Origin of the sequence: Hydrogenophaga sp. (assembly GCF_030656115.1) — a bacterium.
Classification (GTDB): domain Bacteria; phylum Pseudomonadota; class Gammaproteobacteria; order Burkholderiales; family Burkholderiaceae_C; genus Hydrogenophaga.
The window spans coordinates 1-19,369 of the sequence record NZ_JAUSOO010000052.1; the positions used below are offsets into that span (position 1 = coordinate 1).

The 19,369-nt window shown below is 62.8% G+C and carries 16 protein-coding genes; 10 read left to right on the forward strand and 6 right to left on the reverse strand.

Annotated features, from left to right (window positions below; all coding sequences use genetic code 11):
- Window positions 1-716, forward strand: a 716-nt coding sequence (locus Q7J58_RS07430) for an EF-Tu/IF-2/RF-3 family GTPase (RefSeq protein WP_304825593.1), incomplete at its 5' end; no start/stop codon positions are given.
- Between the two features lie 123 nt (window positions 717-839).
- Here the strand turns inward: Q7J58_RS07430 and purN are convergent.
- Window positions 840-1,436, reverse strand: coding sequence for a phosphoribosylglycinamide formyltransferase (purN, locus tag Q7J58_RS07435; protein WP_304825596.1), 597 nt, complete (start codon window positions 1,434-1,436; stop codon window positions 840-842).
- Between the two features lie 14 nt (window positions 1,437-1,450).
- Between purN and Q7J58_RS07440 the strand changes: the two genes are divergently transcribed.
- The 3 genes from Q7J58_RS07440 (at window position 1,451) to Q7J58_RS07450 (ending at window position 4,597) form a co-directional block, all read left to right on the forward strand.
- The gene (locus tag Q7J58_RS07440; RefSeq protein WP_304825597.1) at window positions 1,451-2,170 is read left to right on the forward strand and encodes a YceH family protein; all 720 of its coding nucleotides are present in this window, start codon (window positions 1,451-1,453) and stop codon (window positions 2,168-2,170) included.
- Window positions 2,171-2,246: 76 nt separating this feature from the next.
- Complete coding sequence (locus Q7J58_RS07445; protein WP_304825599.1) at window positions 2,247-3,449, forward strand: acyl-CoA dehydrogenase family protein; 1,203 nt, start codon at window positions 2,247-2,249, stop codon at window positions 3,447-3,449.
- A 32-nt stretch (window positions 3,450-3,481) separates the two neighbouring features.
- Entirely contained in the window at window positions 3,482-4,597 is a 1,116-nt protein-coding gene (locus tag Q7J58_RS07450) for an acyl-CoA dehydrogenase family protein (RefSeq protein WP_304825601.1), read from the forward strand.
- A 140-nt stretch (window positions 4,598-4,737) separates the two neighbouring features.
- Here Q7J58_RS07450 and Q7J58_RS07455 read toward each other — a convergent pair whose 3' ends face one another.
- From Q7J58_RS07455 to Q7J58_RS07470, 4 genes are all read right to left on the reverse strand, one after another.
- A complete protein-coding gene (locus Q7J58_RS07455) occupies window positions 4,738-6,942 on the reverse strand; it encodes a DEAD/DEAH box helicase (protein ID WP_304825604.1) in 2,205 nt (734 codons plus the stop codon).
- Window positions 6,943-7,007: 65 nt separating this feature from the next.
- Entirely contained in the window at window positions 7,008-8,318 is a 1,311-nt protein-coding gene (locus Q7J58_RS07460; protein ID WP_304825607.1) for a tellurite resistance TerB C-terminal domain-containing protein, read from the reverse strand.
- Between the two features lie 140 nt (window positions 8,319-8,458).
- Window positions 8,459-9,766 (reverse strand): ATP-binding protein, encoded by a 1,308-nt coding sequence (locus Q7J58_RS07465; RefSeq protein WP_304825609.1) that lies wholly within the window; start codon window positions 9,764-9,766, stop codon window positions 8,459-8,461.
- Window positions 9,767-10,240: 474 nt separating this feature from the next.
- A complete protein-coding gene (locus Q7J58_RS07470; protein WP_304825612.1) occupies window positions 10,241-10,798 on the reverse strand; it encodes an HNH endonuclease in 558 nt (185 codons plus the stop codon).
- A gap of 154 nt (window positions 10,799-10,952) precedes the next feature.
- Between Q7J58_RS07470 and Q7J58_RS07475 the strand changes: the two genes are divergently transcribed.
- The 6 genes from Q7J58_RS07475 (at window position 10,953) to Q7J58_RS07500 (ending at window position 18,208) form a co-directional block, all read left to right on the forward strand.
- Window positions 10,953-12,038: a bifunctional riboflavin kinase/FAD synthetase gene (locus Q7J58_RS07475; RefSeq protein ID WP_304825615.1), complete on the forward strand. Its 1,086-nt coding sequence runs from the start codon at window positions 10,953-10,955 to the stop codon at window positions 12,036-12,038.
- Between the two features lie 119 nt (window positions 12,039-12,157).
- Window positions 12,158-15,082, forward strand: a complete 2,925-nt coding sequence (gene ileS / locus Q7J58_RS07480) for an isoleucine--tRNA ligase (protein WP_304825617.1) — start codon at window positions 12,158-12,160, stop codon at window positions 15,080-15,082.
- Window positions 15,082-15,588 carry a signal peptidase II gene (gene lspA, locus Q7J58_RS07485; RefSeq protein WP_304825619.1) on the forward strand — a complete coding sequence of 169 codons (507 nt, stop codon included), beginning with the start codon at window positions 15,082-15,084 and terminating at the stop codon, window positions 15,586-15,588. Before ileS ends, lspA begins: the two co-directional genes overlap by 1 nt.
- A 170-nt stretch (window positions 15,589-15,758) precedes the next feature.
- Entirely contained in the window at window positions 15,759-16,910 is a 1,152-nt protein-coding gene (locus tag Q7J58_RS07490; protein WP_304825622.1) for an aminotransferase class V-fold PLP-dependent enzyme, read from the forward strand.
- Between the two features lie 51 nt (window positions 16,911-16,961).
- Window positions 16,962-17,405, forward strand: a complete 444-nt coding sequence (locus tag Q7J58_RS07495) for a hypothetical protein (protein WP_304825625.1) — start codon at window positions 16,962-16,964, stop codon at window positions 17,403-17,405.
- Window positions 17,402-18,208, forward strand: coding sequence for a dienelactone hydrolase family protein (locus tag Q7J58_RS07500; RefSeq protein WP_304825628.1), 807 nt, complete (start codon window positions 17,402-17,404; stop codon window positions 18,206-18,208). The genes Q7J58_RS07495 and Q7J58_RS07500 overlap by 4 nt, the downstream gene beginning before the upstream one ends.
- Window positions 18,209-18,271: 63 nt before the next feature.
- Here Q7J58_RS07500 and Q7J58_RS07505 read toward each other — a convergent pair whose 3' ends face one another.
- The gene (locus tag Q7J58_RS07505) at window positions 18,272-19,264 is read right to left on the reverse strand and encodes a quinone oxidoreductase (protein ID WP_304825631.1); all 993 of its coding nucleotides are present in this window, start codon (window positions 19,262-19,264) and stop codon (window positions 18,272-18,274) included.
- Window positions 19,265-19,369 lie beyond the last annotated feature (105 nt).

Consider the following 19,369-nt stretch of genomic DNA (forward strand, 5'->3'; position numbering starts at 1 on the left):
CCAACATGGACCCGGCGCACCGCGACCGCATCGCCTTCGTGCGCGTGGCCAGCGGCCACTTTGAGCGCGGCATGAAGCTGCGCGTGGTGCGCAGCGGCAAAGACCTGCGGCCCAACACGGTGGTGAGCTTTTTGAGCCAGCGGCGCGAGCTGCTGGACGAAGCCTTTGCCGGCGACATCATCGGCATCCCGAACCACGGCGTGCTGCAACTGGGCGACACGCTGACCGAAGGCGAGAGCTTGCAAGTCACCGGCCTGCCCTTCTTCGCGCCGGAGATCATCCGCAGCGTGGAAGTGGCCGACCCGCTGCGCAGCAAGCAGTTGCGCGCGGGTCTGACGCAGTTGGGCGAAGAAGGTGCCATTCAGGTGTTTCGCCCGGTGGCGGGCTCGGTGCTGCTGCTGGGCGCCGTGGGCCAACTCCAGTTTGAGGTGGTGGCGCACCGGCTGGAGCACGAATACGGCGTCAAGGCCCGCATCATGGGCAGCCCTTACCAGGTGGCGCGCTGGGTGACCTGCGCGCCCGAAGACGGTGGCGAGGTGGAGTTGAAAAAATTCATCGACGCCAACAGCCACCGCGTGGCGCTGGACGCGGTGAACGCACCCACCCTGCTGGTCGACCACGCGGCCACACTGCGCGCGGTGGAGGCGAACTGGCCGAAGATCAAATTCCACGCCATGCGCGAGCACGCGGGTCTGGTGTTTCACAAGAGCATGTGATTTTCACCCCCCGCGCCGGGCTGAGCCCGCCACCCCCCAGGGGGCCATGCGAGCGGCCCGGCGAAACCGGTTCCGCCACATTCTCGGTTGACGGCCCTTCGCCGCTCTGCCCGCTCGGTGGATTTATGCCATTTTTTCCAGCAAACGCTCCACCGCTCGCGGGTAAATCAGATGCTCTTGCGTCAGCACACGCTCGGCCAAGGTCTGCGCTGTGTCGCCCGGCAGCACCGGCACCACCGCTTGTTCCAGAATGTCGCCGTGGTCCAGCTCGGCCGTCACGCGGTGCACGGTGACGCCAGCAAACTTGCAGCCCATGTCGATGGCGCGCTGGTGGGTGTTGAGCCCGGTGAACGCGGGCAACAGGCTGGGGTGGATGTTGATGATGCGACCCGCGTAATGCGCCACGAAACCGGGCGTGAGGATGCGCATGAACCCGGCGAGCACCACCAGCACAGGGTTATGGTGGTCGATAGCGGCCATCAACTCGGCATCAAAAGCTTCGCGGCTGGCAAACGCCCTGTGGTCCAGCACGGCGGTGGCGATGCCCTGTTCGCGAGCAAAAACCAGGCCTTGGGCGTCGGCTTTGTTGCTGATCACAGCCGCCACACGGGCGCCGAATTGTTCTCTCCAGTGGTGTTTTTGAGCGGTCTTCAATATGGCGGCCATGTTGGAGCCGCCGCCGGAGATCAGAATAACGATGTTTTTGTTCACGCCTGACATGGCCGAGAAGTGTAATGACCCCAGACCAAGCCCCCGCCCCTCGCTCCCACGATTTCCAACAGCGCCCCTTGTCTGTGGCTGAGGCCCGCGTGCTGGGCACGCTGATGGAAAAAGCGCGCACCGTACCCGACAGCTACCCACTCACGCTCAACGCGCTGGTCACCGGCTGCAACCAGAAGTCCAGCCGCGACCCGGTGTTGCAGTTGCCCGACGCGCTGGTGGTGGAGGCGGTGGAGAACCTGCGCCAGCTGAACCTGGTGCTCGAGACCAGTGGCGGACGCGTCACCCGCTACGAACACAACATCATGCGCGCGGTGGGTGTGCCGTCGCAATCGGCGGTGCTGCTGGGCATGTTGATGCTGCGCGGCCCGCAAACGGCGGGCGAATTGCGCCTGAACACCGAGCGTTGGTACAAATTTTTGGACATCGCCTCGGTCGATGCGTTTCTGGAAGAGTTGCAAGACCGCGCCTTGGAGAAAGGCGGTCCGCTGGTGGTGAAACTGCCGCGTGCACCCGGTGCCCGGGAGCAGCGCTGGGCGCACCTGCTGTGCGGCCCGGTGGACCTGTCTGCCGTGCACAGTGCCACCGCGCCCACGGGCACCGGCGCCACCGAAGACGATGTGATCGCACTCACCCGCCGTGTATCCACCCTGGAGGACGCTGTGGCGCTGCTCCAGGACCAGCTGCAAAACCTGCACAAAGAACTCGGCTTGTCGCAGCCCGGACAGGGCTGAAACGAACGGTCGTGCCAAACTGAAGCTTGATTGGCGCAGACCCCGTTCACCCTGCGCCCCACAAGGAGACAACCCCATGGATTTGGCATTCACGCCCGAAGAGCAGGCGTTTCGCGAAGAGATTCGCGCCTGGGTCAAGGACAACCTGCCCGCCGACATCGCCCACAAGGTGCACAACGCCCTGCGCTTGTCGCGCGACGACATGCAACGCTGGGCCAAGATACTGGGCCAAAAAGGCTGGCTCGGCCACGGCTGGCCCAAAGAGTTTGGCGGTCCGGGCTGGAACGCGGTGCAGAAACACCTGTTTGAAGAAGAGTGCGCGCTGGCGGGTGCGCCCCGCGTGGTGCCTTTTGGCCCGGTGATGGTGGCCCCGGTCATCATGGCCTTTGGCAACAAAGCCCAGCAAGAGCGTTTTCTGCCGGGCATTGCCAGCGGCGAGGTGTGGTGGAGCCAGGGCTACAGCGAACCTGGCTCGGGCTCTGACCTCGCTTCCGTGAAATGCCGTGCCGAGCGCCAGGGTGACACATACATCGTCAACGGCCAGAAAACCTGGACCACGCTGGGCCAGTACGGTGAATGGATTTTTTGCCTCGTCCGCACCTCCACCGAAGGCAAGCCACAAACCGGCATCAGCTTCCTGCTGATCGACATGACGTCGCCGGGCGTGAGCGTGCGCCCCATCAAGCTGCTGGACGGCGAGTGTGAAGTCAACGAAGTCTGGTTTGACAACGTGCAAGTGCCCGCTGAAAACCTGATTGGCGAAGAAAACAAGGGCTGGACCTACGCCAAGCACCTGCTCAGCCACGAACGCACCAACATCGCCGACGTGAACCGCGCCAAACGCGAGCTGGAGCGCTTGAAGCGCATCGCCAAGACCGAAGGGGTGTGGGACAGCACCGTAGACGGCCCGTCGGCCGGGCGCTTTCGCGACCAGATCGCGCTGCTCGAAGTGGACGTGGTGGCGCTGGAAATGCTGGTGCTGCGCGTGCTGTCGGCCGAAAAATCCGGCAAAAACTCGCTCGACATCGCCGGTCTGCTCAAGATCAAAGGCAGCGAGATTCAGCAGCGCTACGCCGAACTCATGATGCTGGCGGCCGGACCGTCTGCCCTGCCCTTCATTGAAGAGGCCATGGAAGCCGGCTGGCAAGGCAACTTCCCCGGCGGCGAGGTGGCCAACGCGCCGTTGGCATCCACCTACTTCAACATGCGCAAGACCACCATCTATGGCGGCTCCAACGAAGTGCAGCGCAACATCGTGGCTCAGACCGTGCTCGGCTAAGCCCCTCGACCAGCTCAAAAACGGAGACACACATGGATTTCGATTTCAGCGATGACCAGGAACAACTGCGCGATGCAGTGCGCAAATGGGTGGACAAGGGTTACGACTTCGAGCGCCGCCGCGGCATCGTGAACGCCGGTGGCTTTGACCGCGTGGCCTACAACGAACTGGCCGAACTTGGCCTGGCGGGCCTCTACATCAGCGAAGCCGACGGCGGTATGGACATGGGCCCGACCGAGGGCATGCTGGTGATGGAGGCACTCGGCCATGGCATCGTGCTGGAGCCCCTGGCCCAAACCCTGATTTGCGGTGGCGTGCTCGGCGCCTACGCGGGTGCCGACCTGAAAGCCGCCTGGCTGCCCCGCGTGGCCTCGGGTGAGGCGCTGGTGGTGCTGGCACACCAGGAGCGCGCAGCGCGCTACCGGCTGAACGTGTGCACCACCCAGGCGGTTGAAAACGCAGGAGGCTGGACACTGAGTGGCTGCAAGCACGTGGTGCCCGTGGGTGACCACGCGGAGGCCTTCATCGTGCCCGCCATGGCCTCAGGGCAGCTGGCGCTCTTTCTGGTGGAGCGCACGGCGGCGGGCGTGACCACCCAGGGCTACCGCACGCAAGACGGTGGGCGTGCTGCCGAAGTGTCGCTTGAGCAGGCCCCGGGGCAACTCATCACCACCGACGGCCTCACCGCCCTGGAACACGCGGTAGACATCGGCATTGCCGCCACCTGCGCCGAAGCCGTTGGCGTGATGGACCAGACCCTGGCGATCACGGTGGACTACATGAACACCCGCAAGCAGTTTGGCGTGGCCATTGCCAGCTTTCAGGCGCTGCGCCACCGCGTGGCCGACATGAAAATGCAGCTGGAACTGGCCCGCTCCATGAGCTATTACGCCAGCCTGAAGCTGAACGCCCCTGCGGCCGAACGCCGGGCGGCCATGGCCCGGGCCAAGGTGCAACTGGGCAACTCGATGCGATTTGTGGGCCAGCAGGCGGTGCAGCTGCACGGGGGCATTGGCGTGACCGACGAATACATCGTGAGCCATTACTTCAAAAAACTCACCCAGTTGGAAATCACCTTTGGCGACACGCTGCACCACCTGGGTGAAGTGTCGGCCCGGATGCAGGACACGGCCGGGGTGTTTGCCTGAGCTTTGCGACTTGAAGAGGCACTCCACTTTCCAGGGGTGCTTTTCCGTTCCAAGGTGAGACGGGATCACAGAGGCGCTTGCAGACCAGTCTGAAGTCGTTCCTTAGCGAGTGCACCACCTGAAATATGTGAAATCAACTTTTAGCTCGGTGACTGTGGCATCGCACGGATCCACTGCAGCGCCTCGTCGATGGCCAAGTGCTGGGTTCCAAAGGCTCGGCGCAGCAAGCCGTCTGGAAGTGCCCAATCCCATTTCTCGCGCAGCAGGTTTTTTGTGTCGGCGAGTAGAACATCGATAGGCGGAGGTTCTTTAAGCCCGAGATCGAACAACACGCCGACAAGGTCCTCTGTCGTTGCCTGACGCTTCAGCACATCCACGCCCGGTCCGGCCGGTGATGCGACAAACCCGCGGTAGCGCAACAGGCAGGCAAGCGCTTCGTTGGCCGCATCACCCAGCCAGGTCAACAGGAACACCCGACGACCCTGGTCCAGCACATATGTAGCAGACAAGCCACGGGCCGTGTAGTTGAGTCGTGCCTCGGCGAGGAAGCGCCTGGCCACGTCGTCCAGATACGCCGGCTGTTCTTGGGAGGCCAAGAGTTCTCGCATCCTCTGCCGTATGCGCGTGTGGGTTCGTCCTGCACCGCCAGCGAAAAGGGGCTGCGTCCCGCCTGCCGCATGGCTCACATAGATCGCCCTGCGCGCCTCATCGATGTCCTCCACCTTCCAAGTGCGGCCAGCGAACAGGATTTGCTGACCGACCGCCAGCGATTGCGGCACGGGCAAGGTGCCGAGCGGCTTGCCGCCCGCGACAAGGCGGAACTCCTCGTCCGAGGCGAACGCCGCGTAGAAAGTGTGGTGATTGACCATCTTTTCGCCAAGCCGCCCATGAAGCAAAACACCCGACGAATCCTGCATGAGCAGTTCCTTCTGGCCAAGGTGCCGGATCAGCTCGACAAATTCGTCTTGGGTAACACCTGTGAAAGGCGACGCAGGAGCACACAGCAGCCTATAGAGCTGCCCAATGGTCGCGCCGCCGTTCTGCGCGATGTAGGACAACACTTGCTGGACCAGAGTAGACAGGTGCACGCCCTTCACCACAGGTGGCTCGAACCACCCTTCCAACAAGAGCGAGATCATGGCAATCATCTGCAGCGTGCCGAGCCGCAGTTCGTCTGCGATCGAGGACTGGCCATCCAGCGCGTCCTCGACGCAGTAGCCACGCAGAACCGCCGGTTCGCCGTCTCGGCGGCCAGAGCGCCCCAAGCGCTGGCGCAGACTGGCGACAGAGGGGGGTGGACCGATCTGCGCCACGCTCTTCACAGCGCCAATGTCAATACCAAGCTCCAGCGTGTTCGTGCAGATGGCGGTCGCAGGACGCTCCTGCTGCTTCAGCGCAGCTTCCGTCTCGGCTCGAGTTTCCTTGGAAAGACTGCCGTGGTGGGGCCAATACTCGTTCGGCACGCGCCGTGCCTTGCACATTTGGTTGAGCAAGTGGGTGTAGCGCTCAACCTCACGTCGAGAGTTCGGAAAGACCAGATTATTCGAACCTCGCAAGCATTTGAAGAGGTGTGCCGCGATCTGCGCCGCTGTGACAGGCTCAAGCGTCTCTCTATCGGCTTCAACGGGCACCACTCGAGGCTCCTCGTATCCCTTCACCAGAATCTTCAGCTCTCCGCCAGACGACCTTGACTCGACCAGTTCAACAGCCGATCCATAACCAAGACGGAGAAATTCGGCCGCAAGCTCCATATCTCCCAAGGTAGCAGACAGCCCGATGCGAGAAACGCGCCGACCGAGGACGTGCTCGATGCGGTGCATCAATGATTGCAACTGCTTGCCGCGCTCGGTGCCGATGAAAGCATGCAGTTCGTCGACAACCAGATAGGTCAGGCGCTCGAAGGTGGAACCGACGGTCGTGCCTCGGTTGCACAACATCGCCTCAAGCGATTCCGGCGTGATTAGCAAGACGCCTTGCCGCTGGGTCAGAAAACGGCTCTTGTCTGACGCCGAGATATCACCGTGCCACGGCCACACGGGTATTTCGAGTTGCTCGCAGAGTCGATGGAGCCGCCCGAACTGATCGTTGATGAGTGCCTTGAGTGGGCTGATGTAGACGACAAGGCCCGGAACATTGGCCTGCATCAGGCGGGTCAAGGCTGGAAGGAACGCGGCTTCGGTCTTACCCGCTGCGGTGGCGGCCGCAACGATGACATCGCGATCTGCCTGGACAATCAGCGGAATCGCTGCTTCCTGCGCATCGCGCAGCGACTCCCAACCTTCGGCCCAGATGAAGCGCTGGATGCTCAGGTCGAGCAGGTTAAACGATCTCGATGGGCTGGACACAGCTTACCAAGCCTGGGATTTGATCGACGTCTGCGATGTCGGTATGAATGCAGGAGGGAACGCCTTCACGCCAACACCAGTGCCTTTCGAACCTCACCCGCGACGGTCTGGTTCACATCCAGATCACCGTCATCCACGATCAACGCCTCGCCGGCAAGATCGAACACTGCCTCGTTGAGGTGCTCCAGAGCCCCGTCAAACATCAAGCCAAGCTCATCAACTCTTCGCTGGATACAGCCCCTGCTCCAATTTGGCTGGCAGATCAGTTCTGTCAGCAGCGTGAAATGTGCTTCGTCGAGTCCCAACCGGATGTGATTCTGGCTTGCCAAAACGGCAAATGGAGAAACAGCGGTGACATTCAATGGCAGCTGATCATCAACATCCTCGACAAACAGACCCGCGAGCAGCACTGACGCAGCGGCATCGTCTTCACGAATTCTTTCGAGACGAGCCCAGTCCAAAACAAAGTGCCTTTCAGCAACTTCCGTTGCCACAGGAGCGTTGCGCGGATCGCCATGCTCATTCAAAAGTTCTGGACTGCGATCAGCCTCGTTTCCCTCAATTATCGTGACGGCGACCACATCAGTGTCATCCTGCTCTGGTCGAGGCGGGATGTCCCACGCGCGAGGTTCTGGGTCTATTCCAAGCTGCGGAACCGTGACAGGATCGTTGTGTCCATCGGGAGCTTGGATAGATACAGGAGCCGCTACCTCTACAGCTGGCGTGTCAGCGGTTTCCGATATGCCGTTTGCCGGTCCAAGCGATTGGCCCAACTGCACATTCGGCACCATGTCGTGACCAGACAATGAGGATCGACGCTCAGCGTCATCGCAACCGACGGTCGTCCATGAAGGTTCAGGTTCTTCATGAGCAAGGGGCAAGCCAGCAATCAGTTGAACGGGCGCTGCCCTCAAGGCCCTGAGCGCAACCAGTGCAGCCTGTACCCGCTCACGCTCGCGGTCGGTCCAGCCCAGACCGTCAAGCGGTAGCGGTCGAGTGGGTGCATGTTCTGTCTCCGTTTGAAAAACGTCCTGACTCTCACGCTTTGACTTCAGCAGCCCGACCGCACTGATAACCGCTTGGAGTCGAACGATTTGTTTCTGTCGCCCAACAGCGCTGAGCGCTGCTTGTAGTCGAGTTCTTTCCTCTGCCGTCCAAAGGCTCTGCCTGCGGTTGTACGGATGCAAGGGCAAGGCCTCTTGAGGTCTATCGCTCGACGTGCGGTTCGCATGGTCATCCACCGCATTGAGACATCCGATAACGTCAGTTCGCTGCGACGCCATGCGCTGGAGCGCTCGGGTTTCCGCATCGGACTTTGCTTGATCAAGCACCTTCTGCATTTGCAGCCGATCTGCCTCAGACCATCGTGACTTCATTCATCCTCCTCCACTATGGCATTGGAACATCAGCGATTCATCGATTCATCACCGTTGACGATTTGGCGGTTCCTTTTGCTCGACCAAAGTAGATCTTCCATTCACCAACCGATGAAGCAAAACGAAGTCAATGACAGGCTCTAGAGCTTGAAGCTGGCAAACTCGTCGTCCCCTTCGGCGAAGGCAACATGATCAGCCGCACCACCCGTGTCAGGCATGACCTTGATGTCCCCCAGAAGACTTTGCCAAGAGGTGCCCGGGTTTTGCTCCAAGACCGCCAAAAGGTTGACAAATGCGGTGATCGTCGTGCGCGGCGTCCGAAAGTACATGTCGCCGATGCGCTTCGAGCAGTGCTGCATGAAACTCAAGATACCGTCGTCGGAGATCAGATGCCTGGTGGAGTCGCCGAAAGCGTAAACCCCTCGGATCTTCAGAAGCAGCATATAGAAGTCCTCCGGTGTCAGGCTGGACAGCGGGACCACAGGTCCGCTGAAGTCAACGAGGCCCTCTGAAACGAACGTATTCTGCGCAAGACGGCTTTGCAATGCGGGATAGCTGTACAAGCCGCGCCGGGGATCAAGCAAAAATTCCGTCGTGCCACCCAACACGAAGCCCAGCCCCACAGCAGTACCCTGCAAAGAGTCATTCAAGATGCGCAGAATCTGCTCGTAGTTGGCATTGCGTGCTTGGCTGTTGGCCAGTTTGTATATGTTGACCATCTCATCCAGGCTCACCAGCAGACCCGCGAAGCCAGCCAGGCGCACGAAGCGCGACATCAGCTTGAGCTGGTCGTAGACCGCTGCGTCATCGACGATGTTGCGAACCCCCAGAGCCGCCCGCGCATCGGTCTTCGTGCTGAACTCACCGCGCAGCCAGCGCACAGCGTCCGACTTCAACTGCTCATTGCCCTCCTCGTGTCCACGGCAATAGGCCGCAATCACGTCGGCAAAGTCGTAGCCGTTCACCAACTCGGTCAGCTGATCCAGCTTTTGCCGCAGGACCGCTTCGGTCGAAGCTCCAGACACCTTGGCCTCGGTTTTTGCGGTGGCAATGAATTTTTCGACAATGCCGCCCAAAGCGCCACCTTCAGGCCTTGTGCGCGTAGCCAGATTGCGCATCAGCTCCGCGTACAGCGACCGGGCTTGCCCACCGCTGGCGTGCAGCCTGCGGTCCGGATTGAGGTCGGCGCTGGCCACAACAAGCTTCTTCTCCATGGCTAACGCGCGGACCAGGTTCAGGAAGAAGGTTTTGCCCGCGCCATACTCACCGATCACGATGCGGAAGGCCGAGCCACCATCGGTCACGCGTTCAATGTCCGTGAGCAGGGTCTTGATCTCCCTTGTGCGCCCAACCTGAATCAGGTGCTGCCCGGCACGGGGAACAACGCCTGCACGCAGCGACTGGATGACTGCGTCGCGGTCCTTGGGGCGGATGGCCGGTGTATTCATACTTTCACTTTCTCCACTATGTCAGTGTTGAGAATTAAGGCTAATTCCCTTGAACAGCGGCATTCATGTGCGGCGAAGGCCTCATCAATTGATGCGCACCAGCACGCCCATGCCATTGGAATAGCCGTAGGATCCTTCCTGATCCGATCTTCGCCGAACTTGTGCAGTTGCAAAGACCGGCACGCAAGTCAGATACAGGCACCAAGCCAAGTATTGCCGGAATTCCCCCGTCTTTTCCGGGAGGCGAGGACGACCCACAGCACAGCACATTGAGTCGGCGACCTGATTGCTGGCTTAGAAATCGAAAAGACTGGCTTGTGAACTGCGGTAGAAGCGCATCAGCCACGGAGGGTGGAAAACCGTCTCACGCCGCCACTTCGTCAGACTTTGGCGACGGAACAGCCCACATGAGGGGGGAAAAAACTGGGGTCTTGCACCACATGTTCTGCTGCAGGACTTCTGCCACGCAGACTCCTAAACATGCAAACGCGACGTCTTGGGCAAATGCGACATCAGAAACTCCATCTGGTCGGCCAGGATGCGGCGGTTGCGCAGAATGAAGTCTTCCCACAGGCTGGGCACATACGGCGCATACAGCAGCGGCATGTGGGCTTGCTCGGGCGTGCGGTTGCCCTTGCGGTGGTTGCACGACTTGCAGGCCGTCACCACGTTCATCCAGCTGTCTGCGCCCCGCTGCCCCAGCGGCACGATGTGCTCCCGCGTGAGCTGGTCTTCATGGAAACGCTCCCCGCAGTACGCGCACAGGCAGCGGTCCCGTGCAAACAGCTTGCTGTTGGTGATCGACGGGCGCTGCTCAAACGGGTTGATGCGCGGCACACCCTGGGTGCCGATAATGGAGTTGATGGTGATGCTGGACTGGCGCCCAGTGAGCGCGTTGTGCCCGCCGCGAAACACGGCCACCTCGGCACCCATTTCCCAGCGCACTTCGTCCGCCGCGTAGTGCAACACGGCTTCTTCAAGGCTGATCCACGACTGTGGCAACCCCTGCGCAGACAGCTTCAAAACCTTCAAGACCCACCTCCACGTTGAGAACCAACCGGACAATCTGTCTTCAAGACGAGGCCCCCTGCAGACAAAGGGGCACATCTTGTGTGTCAATATACAGCGCTTCTGTGACAAACACTTTGAACCGCGTCCAACACCCCGGCCTGGACGGACATCGCCCATGAAAATCATCCGAGGTCTGTGGAACCTTCAACACGCCCTGCGCCACGAGGCGCCAACAGGCTGCGCGCTCACCATCGGCAACTTTGACGGTGTGCACCGGGGCCACCAGGCCATGCTGGCGCTGCTGATCAACGAAGCCCGCCACCGCGGTGTGCACAGCTGCGTGATGACCTTCGAGCCGCACCCGCGCGACTACTTTGCTGGGTTGCACCAAAACCCCGATCTGGCCCCAGCCCGCATCGCCACCCTGCGCGACAAGCTCGAAGAGCTGGCCCGCTGCGGCGTGGACCGCTGCCTGGTGCTGCCGTTCAACGCCCAGCTCGCATCGCAGCCACCCCAAGACTTTATTCAAGACACGCTGGTGCACGCCCTGAATGTGAAATACGTGCTGGTGGGCGACGACTTCTGTTTTGGGGCCAAGCGTGCTGGTGACTACGCCATGCTCGACGCGGCCGGCGAACGCCTGGGTTTTGACGTGGCGCGCATGCAAAGCTACGAAGTGCACGGTATCCGCGTGTCCAGCTCGGCGGTGCGCGAAGCCCTGGGCTGCGGCGACATGGACCGGGTGGCGGCCCTGCTGGGGCGACCTTACGCCATCAGCGGCCATGTGGTGCACGGCCGCAAACTGGGGCGCGAACTGGGCGCCAGCGCCGAGGGCCAAGGGGATGGCTTTCGCACCCTGAACCTGCGTTTTTCACACTGGAAGCCCGCTGCCAGCGGCATTTTTGCGGTGCATGTGCATGGCCTGAACCCCGACGGCACACCGCTGACCGGCGTGGCCAACCTGGGCGTGCGCCCCTCGATCGACCCCACCGATGTGAACGGCGGGCGCGTGCTGCTGGAAACCCACTGCTTCGACTGGCCCGAAGCGCTGGCCCGCAGCCTGCCCGGCGGGGAGGCCTACGGTAAAATCATCCGCGTGGACCTGCTGCACAAACTGCATGACGAACTGAAGTACGACAGTCTGGACGCCCTGACCCAGGGCATTGCCAAGGACTGCAACGACGCTCGTGCGTTTTTTGCCACCCTGCCCACGCAGGCCTATGGGCAAACCCACCGCCAGACCACGCGCGACCGAATTTAGCGCCCGCGCGCACCCGGTCGCCGCCCTTCGACAGGCTCAGGGCGAACGGTATCTCTCCCCAGCATCTTTCAACACCCCGTTCGGGCTGAGCCAGTCGTTGTCCCCACCGAGCCGCCCCTATGTCTGAAGCCAAACAACCCCCTGCCGCTGCCAGCAAACCCGAAGCCAGCGCCTACCGCGCCACGCTGAACATGTCCGATACGCCGTTTCCCATGCGCGGCGACCTGCCCAAGCGCGAGCCGGCGTGGGTCAACGACTGGAACAACGGCGGCCTGTACAAACGCCTGCGCGATGCCCGCCAGGGCGCGCCCTTGTTCGTGCTGCACGACGGCCCGCCGTACGCCAACGGCAAGCTGCACATCGGCCATGCGCTGAACAAGGTGCTGAAAGACATGATCGTCAAGTCGAAACAGCTCGCCGGTTTCGACGCGCAATACATCCCGGGCTGGGACTGCCACGGCCTGCCGATCGAAAACGCCATTGAAAAACTGCACGGCCGCAACCTGAGCCGCGACGACATGCAGGCCAAAAGCCGCGCGTTTGCCACCGAGCAGATCAACCAGCAGCGCGAGGACTTCAAGCGCCTGGGCGTGCTGGGTGACTGGGAGCGCCCCTACCGCACCATGGACCCGGCCAACGAGGCGGGGCAAATCCGAGCCTTCAAGCGCGTCATCGAACGCGGCTTTGTCTACCGGGGCCTGAAGCCGGTGTACTGGTGCTTCGACTGCGGCAGTTCGCTGGCCGAGTTCGAGATCGAATACGCCGACAAGAAGAGCGACACGCTGGACGTGGCGTTCGAGTCCAACGACGCCGTCGGTCTGGCCCAGGCTTTTGGTCTGGCCGCCCTGCCCGAAGGCAAACAAGCCTTCGCCGTCATCTGGACCACCACCGCCTGGACCATCCCGGCCAACCAGGCACTCAACGCCCACCCCGAGCTGGAATACGCGCTGGTGGACACGCCCAAAGGCGTGCTGCTGCTGGGTGCCAACCTGGTGGACAGATGCCTGGAGCGCTTTGGCCTGGAAGGCACCGTGCTGGCCACGGCCAAGGGCGAGGCCCTGCGTGGCCAGGTGTTCCGCCACCCGCTGCACGACTTGCCGGACAGCGGCAACGCCTTCAGCTACAAGCGCCTGTCGCCGCTGTACCTGGCCGACTATGTGAGCGACGCCGACGGCACCGGTATCGTGCACTCGGCCCCCGCCTACGGCGTGGACGACTTCAACAGCTGCGTGGCCCACGGCATGGCCTACGACGACATCTTGAACCCGGTGCTGGGCAACGGCGTCTACACCGATGAGCTGCCGCTCTTTGGTGGCCAGCACATCTGGAAAGCCTGCCCCGTCATCATCGACACGCTGCGCGAGCACGGCCGCCTCATGGCCACGGTGGGCATCACCCACAGCTACCCGCACTGCTGGCGCCACAAGACGCCCGTGATCTACCGCGCCGCAGCGCAGTGGTTCGTGCGCATGGACGAGGGCGAGGGTGTGTTCACCAAGGACAAGGCGCCCAAGACCCTGCGCCAGCTCGCGCTGGACGCCATCGCCCACACCCACTTCTATCCGGAGAATGGACAGGCCCGCCTGCGCGACATGATCGCCAACCGGCCCGACTGGTGCATCTCGCGCCAGCGCAGCTGGGGCGTGCCGGTGCCCTTCTTTCTGCACAAAGACAGCGGCGAGCTGCACCCGCGCACCATGGACATCCTGGACCAGGCAGCCGACATCGTCGAAAAGGGCGGCATCGAAGCCTGGAGCCGCGTGACCGCTGAGGACATCCTGGGCACCGACGACGCGCCGCACTACACCAAGAGCACCGACATTCTGGAAGTGTGGTTCGACTCGGGCTCCACCTTCTGGCACGTGCTGCGCGGCAGCCACGCCCAGGCCTACCCCAACGGTGCCTTCCATGCCCAAGGCCCCGAGGCCGACCTCTACCTCGAAGGCCACGACCAGCACCGCGGCTGGTTCCACAGCTCGCTGCTGCTGGGCTGCGCCCTGTTTGACCGCGCGCCCTACAAAGGCCTGCTGACCCACGGTTTTGCCACCGACGGCCAAGGCCGAAAAATGAGCAAAAGCCTGGGCAACACGGTGGAGCCGCAAAGCGTCACGAGCAAACTGGGTGCCGAAATCGTGCGCCTGTGGGTGGCCAGCACCGATTACTCGGGCGACCTCAACATCGATGACAAGATCCTGGCCCGCGTGGTCGATGCCTACCGCCGCATTCGCAACACGCTGCGCTTCCTGATGGCCAACACGGTGGACTTCGACCCCGCCCTTGATGCCGTGCCGCTGGACCAGATGCTGGAAATCGACCGCTACGCGCTGGCCCGAGCGAGCGAATTGCAGGCCCAGATCCTGGCGCACTTTGACGTGTACGAATTCCACCCCGTGGTGAGCAAGCTGCAGGTGTACTGCTCGGAAGACCTGGGCGCGTTCTACCTCGACGTGTTGAAAGACCGCCTCTACACCACGGCACCCAAGAGCCTGGCACGCCGCTCAGCGCAAACCGCACTGCACCAGATCACCCACGCCATGCTGCGCTGGATGGCGCCGTTCCTGAGCTTCACCGCCGAAGAAGCCTGGCCTTTGGTGGCCGGCAAGGCCAACCAGGGCTCGATCTTTTTTGAGACCTTCTTGCCCCTGCCCGCCCCCAACGAAGCGCTGCTGGCCAAGTGGTCGCGCATCCGCGCCATTCGCGATGTGGCGAACAAAGACATCGAGGCCGTGCGCACCGCTGGGCAGGTGGGTGCTTCGCTGCAAGCCACGCTGACCATTGCCGCAGGTGCCGACGACGCAGCGCTGTTGCGCTCGCTGGGCGACGACCTGAAGTTCGTCACCATCACATCCACCGCCGTGGTGGTGGACGGCCCGGAACTGGCTGTGAGCGTGAGCCCCAGCGCAGCCACCAAGTGCGAGCGCTGCTGGCATTACAGCGACGACGTGGGCAGCCACGCCGAACACCCCACCCTGTGCGGGCGCTGCGTCAGCAACCTGACTGAGGCCAACGGCACGGGTGCGGGTGAAACCCGCAAGGTGGCCTGATGGCACGCAACCAAGGCACTTTCTGGCCCTGGCTCGGCCTGGCCGCAGGCATTCTGCTGCTCGACCAGCTCACCAAGGTGCTGATCCTGGGCTATTACCAACTGGGCGACAGCACCTATGTCACCAGCTTTTTCAACGTGGTTCGTGTGCACAACACCGGCGCGGCTTTTTCCTTTTTGGCCTCGGCCGGGGGCTGGCAGCGTTGGTTTTTCACGGCCATCGGGGTGGCGGCGGCGGCCTTTATTGTGTGGATGTTGCGTTCGCACCCTGGTCAGAAACTCTTTGCCTTTGCACTGGCCTGCATTCTGGGCGGCGCCATCGGCAACGTGATCGACCGCGTGCTGCACGGCTATGTGGTGGACTTCCTGGACTTCCACTGGTCGTTTTTGTCGGGCATTTTTCATGGTGGACACTTCCCCGCTTTCAACATCGCCGACGCGGGCATCACCATCGGCGCGGTGAGCCTGATACTCGACGAGATTTTGCGGGTTCGGCGCAGCAAGTAGACAAAGGCCCCCACGCTCCGCCGCTGCGCGGGTCGCTGCCCCCCGAGGGGGCTGTTTCGCCTTGGGGCGGCCCGGCGGCGAAACCCTCCGGACCCACGCTACAGCGCTGCGCGGGTTGTTTGCCCTGTGCTAATCTGACTGGCTGAACCAACAAGCCCTAGGAGACACCCATGCCCGGACTGCTGCCCCACATCGACCCCGACGGTCTGCTTGAATTTTCGGTGGTCTACACCGACCGCGCGCTCAACCACATGTCCAAGCGCTTTCAGGGCGTCATGACCGGCATATCGGCCATGCTCAAGCGCGTGTACGGCGCCCACTCGGCGGTGCTGGTGCCCGGCAGTGGCACGTTTGGCATGGAGTCGGTGGCGCGGCAGTTTGCCCACGGCAAGCATGTCATGGTGATCCGCAACGGCTGGTTCAGCTACCGTTGGACCCAGATTTTTGACATGGGCGCCATCCCCGCGAGCCACACCGTGCTGAAAGCCCGGCGCACCGGCGAAGGCCTGCAAGCCGCCTGGGCACCCGCAGCCATTGAAGAGGTGACCGCCGCCATCACGGCAGAGAAACCCGCCCTGGTGTTCGCGCCCCACGTGGAAACCGCCGCCGGCATGATGCTGCCTGACGGCTACCTGAGCGCCGTGGCCGACGCGGTGCACGCCGTGGGCGGTCTGTTTGTGCTGGACTGCATCGCCTCGGGCGCCATGTGGGTGGACATGCAGGCCACCGGCGTGGACATCCTCATTTCGGCGCCGCAAAAAGGCTGGAGCAGCTCGCCCTGCTGCGCCATGGTGATGCTGAGCGAGCGCGCCCGCCAAGCCATTGACAGCACCCAGAGCACCACCTTTGCGATGGACCTGAAAAAGTGGCTGCAGATCATGGAAACCTACGAAGGCGGTGGCCATGCGTACCACACCACACTGCCCACCGACGCCCTGGTGCGCCTGCACGAGACCATGAAAGAAACCGAAGCCTACGGCTATGAACGCGTGCGCCAGGAGCAAATCGCGCTGGGCCGTTCGGTGCGCGGTCTGCTGGAACAACATGGTTTCCCCAGCGTGTCGGCCCCAGGCTTCCAGGCGCCCGGCGTGGTGGTGAGCTACACCACCGACCCCGACATCCAGAGCAGCAAGAAGTTTCTGGCCGCTGGCCTACAAACCGCCGCCGGCGTGCCGCTGCAGTGCGACGAAGGCGCCGACTTCCGCACCTTCCGCATTGGCTTGTTTGGGCTGGACAAATGGCACGATGTGCCGGCCACGCTGGCGCACCTGGAAGCTGCGCTGGCCACCGTGGCACCGGTGCTGGAGGAGCGCGCAGCCTGAGAGGCTGCGCGGACGGCTCTTGGCATGGATCTTCGGCATTCAGGAGGCCACATGTTGACCCAATCCCTCGTTCGCCGCTTTGCTGTGGCGATCTCGGCCTTTCTGGTGACGGCCGTCGCCGTCGCCCAGCTGGCTCCACCACCCACCGAGGACCAGCTCAAGGCCGCTGGCGCGACACAGATCAAGGGCGATGACCTCGCCCAGATGCTGCGCAACCAGACCCTGGAGCACACCAACCTACAGTCGGGTCAGGCCATCTTCATCTTCTACCGCGAAGATGGTCGCCGCTTTGTCGGCTTGGGCAGCAGCGTGCGGGAAACCAAGTGGTGGATCAAGGACGACATGCGCTGCGAGGACAGCGTGGCCGGGCGCAGCTCGGTGTGCCAGAAAATCTACAGACACGGTGACACATTGCGCATCTGCACAGCCGGTGAGGCGCAGTGCCAATGGCTCGTCGAGGCGACGCCGGGCGACGTTCGGAAACTGGCCCAATGAGGCACCGGCGCCAGGTGCTGGGCGCACTGGTAGGCACCCTGCTTCTTTTCAGTGGTGCGGCGCAGGCTCAACAAGCGAGCCGCCTGCTCAGCCTCACGCTGCCCGCCGGGCCGGGGCCACACCCGGCCGTCATCCTGCTTCATGGATGCTCCGGCATTCTGGACAACCAGCCGATGTGGCAACAATTCCTGCGCGACCGTGGCTATGCGAGCGCCAACGTGGACAGTTTCACACTTCGCCGCGTGAGCGAGATATGCACCGACTTCACGCGCGTGCGCATGCCCGACCGGGTGCGCGATGCCTACGACGCGCTGGTGGAAATGGCGGACCGACCCGACATCGATGCCCAGCGCATTGCGGTGATGGGCTTTTCCAATGGGGGCGTGGCCACGCTGGCGGCATTGACCCGCGCGGTGGAGTCGCAGCTGATGCCGGGCAGTCCACGCTTTCGCGCTGGCGTGGCCGTGTATCCCGACTGTGCCCTGACCAGCCCACGCTTTTATGCGCCGATCCTCACCCTCATCGGCGAACTCGACGACTGGACGCCGTCCGCCGAGTGCGTGACGCTGGGACAAAAAATTGCACCGGGGCGCCCTGCGTTCACCACCAACGTCCTACCCAAGGCGCACCATGCGTTCGACAACCTGAACCAGCCATATCACTACGACGGCAACGCGCGCAACCTCCACAAGCACAACGGCTATGGTGCCACCGTGGAAGGCAATCGGCCCGCCACAGAGCTGGCACGCCAAGCGGTCGAAATTTTCCTGAAGCAGGCCTTGGTGCCAGCCGAGGGCCACTGATCCTCCGTGCCTGCAGCAGCGGGCAAGGCCAGGGCGCTGACCTTGTCGGTCGCCGAGGCAGCATCAGGGCAGCAGCACGGTACAGCCCGTCGTGGCCCGTGCTTCCAGGCTCTCATGGGCCTGGCGCACCTCGGTCAGCGCAAAGCGCTGGTCAATGCGAATCTTCACCGCACCGCTTTGCACCACGGCAAACAAATCGTCGGCCATGGCCTGCGTGCGTTCGCGGCTGGTGATGTGGCTGAACAGCGTCTGGCGGGTCACGTAAATGGAGCCCTTGGGGCCCAGAATGCCCGGCGCAAACGGCGCCACCGGGCCGCTGGCGTTGCCAAAGCTCACCATCAGGCCAAACGGCATCAGGCAGTCCAGCGACTTGTCAAACGTGTCTTTGCCCACCGAGTCGTACACCACTTTTACGCCCTTGCCGCCGGTGATCTCTTTCACCCGGGCGGCAAAGTCTTCGGTGCGGTAGTTGATGGTGAACTCGGCGCCGTGCTCGCGGGCCAGCGCGCATTTTTCGTCCGACCCCGCCGTGCCGATCAAGCGCAAACCCAGCGCTTTCGCCCACTGGCAGGCAATCAGGCCCACGCCACCGGCGGCGGCATGAAACAGCACAAAGTCACCGGCCTCCAGGCCTTCCACCGGTTTACAACGCTTGAGCAAATACTGCGCCGTCAGGCCCTTGAGCATCATGGCCGCACCGGTTTCGAAGCCGATCGCGTCGGGCAGCTTGCACACGTTCATGGCCGGCATCACGCGCACATCGCAGTAGCTGCCGGGTGGGTTGGCGGCGTAGGCGGCGCGGTCGCCCGGGGCGAGGTGGCTCACGCCCTCACCCACCGCCTCCACCACGCCAGCGCCTTCCATGCCCAGCGCCAACGGCATGGGGTTGGGGTACAGGCCGGTGCGCTGGTACACGTCGATGAAGTTCAGGCCGATGGCGTGGTGGCGAATGCGCACCTGACCCGGGCCGGGTGCACCGACCTCCACGGTGTCGATCACAAGCTGCTCGGGGCCACCATGGGCGTGGATGCGCACGGCGCGGCTGGTCTGGGTCATGGGAATCTCCTCGTCGTTGTGGGAAAAACAAAAGCCTGAAGGCCTTTGCGGTGGAAGAAGCCCGCCATGCTGCCACGAAACGCCGCCTGCACCTGCGCGACAGCA

Coding starts and splice junctions, on each gene's coding strand:
- purN (WP_304825596.1), bottom strand. CDS start 1,436: ATGTCAGGCGTGAACAAAAACATCGTTATTCTGATCTCCGGCGGCGGC.
- Q7J58_RS07440 (WP_304825597.1), top strand. CDS start 1,451: ATGACCCCAGACCAAGCCCCCGCCCCTCGCTCCCACGATTTCCAACAG.
- Q7J58_RS07445 (WP_304825599.1), top strand. CDS start 2,247: ATGGATTTGGCATTCACGCCCGAAGAGCAGGCGTTTCGCGAAGAGATT.
- Q7J58_RS07450 (WP_304825601.1), top strand. CDS start 3,482: ATGGATTTCGATTTCAGCGATGACCAGGAACAACTGCGCGATGCAGTG.
- Q7J58_RS07460 (WP_304825607.1), bottom strand. CDS start 8,318: ATGAAGTCACGATGGTCTGAGGCAGATCGGCTGCAAATGCAGAAGGTG.
- Q7J58_RS07465 (WP_304825609.1), bottom strand. CDS start 9,766: ATGAATACACCGGCCATCCGCCCCAAGGACCGCGACGCAGTCATCCAG.
- Q7J58_RS07475 (WP_304825615.1), top strand. CDS start 10,953: ATGAAAATCATCCGAGGTCTGTGGAACCTTCAACACGCCCTGCGCCAC.
- ileS (WP_304825617.1), top strand. CDS start 12,158: ATGTCTGAAGCCAAACAACCCCCTGCCGCTGCCAGCAAACCCGAAGCC.
- lspA (WP_304825619.1), top strand. CDS start 15,082: ATGGCACGCAACCAAGGCACTTTCTGGCCCTGGCTCGGCCTGGCCGCA.
- Q7J58_RS07490 (WP_304825622.1), top strand. CDS start 15,759: ATGCCCGGACTGCTGCCCCACATCGACCCCGACGGTCTGCTTGAATTT.
- Q7J58_RS07495 (WP_304825625.1), top strand. CDS start 16,962: ATGTTGACCCAATCCCTCGTTCGCCGCTTTGCTGTGGCGATCTCGGCC.
- Q7J58_RS07500 (WP_304825628.1), top strand. CDS start 17,402: ATGAGGCACCGGCGCCAGGTGCTGGGCGCACTGGTAGGCACCCTGCTT.
- Q7J58_RS07505 (WP_304825631.1), bottom strand. CDS start 19,264: ATGACCCAGACCAGCCGCGCCGTGCGCATCCACGCCCATGGTGGCCCC.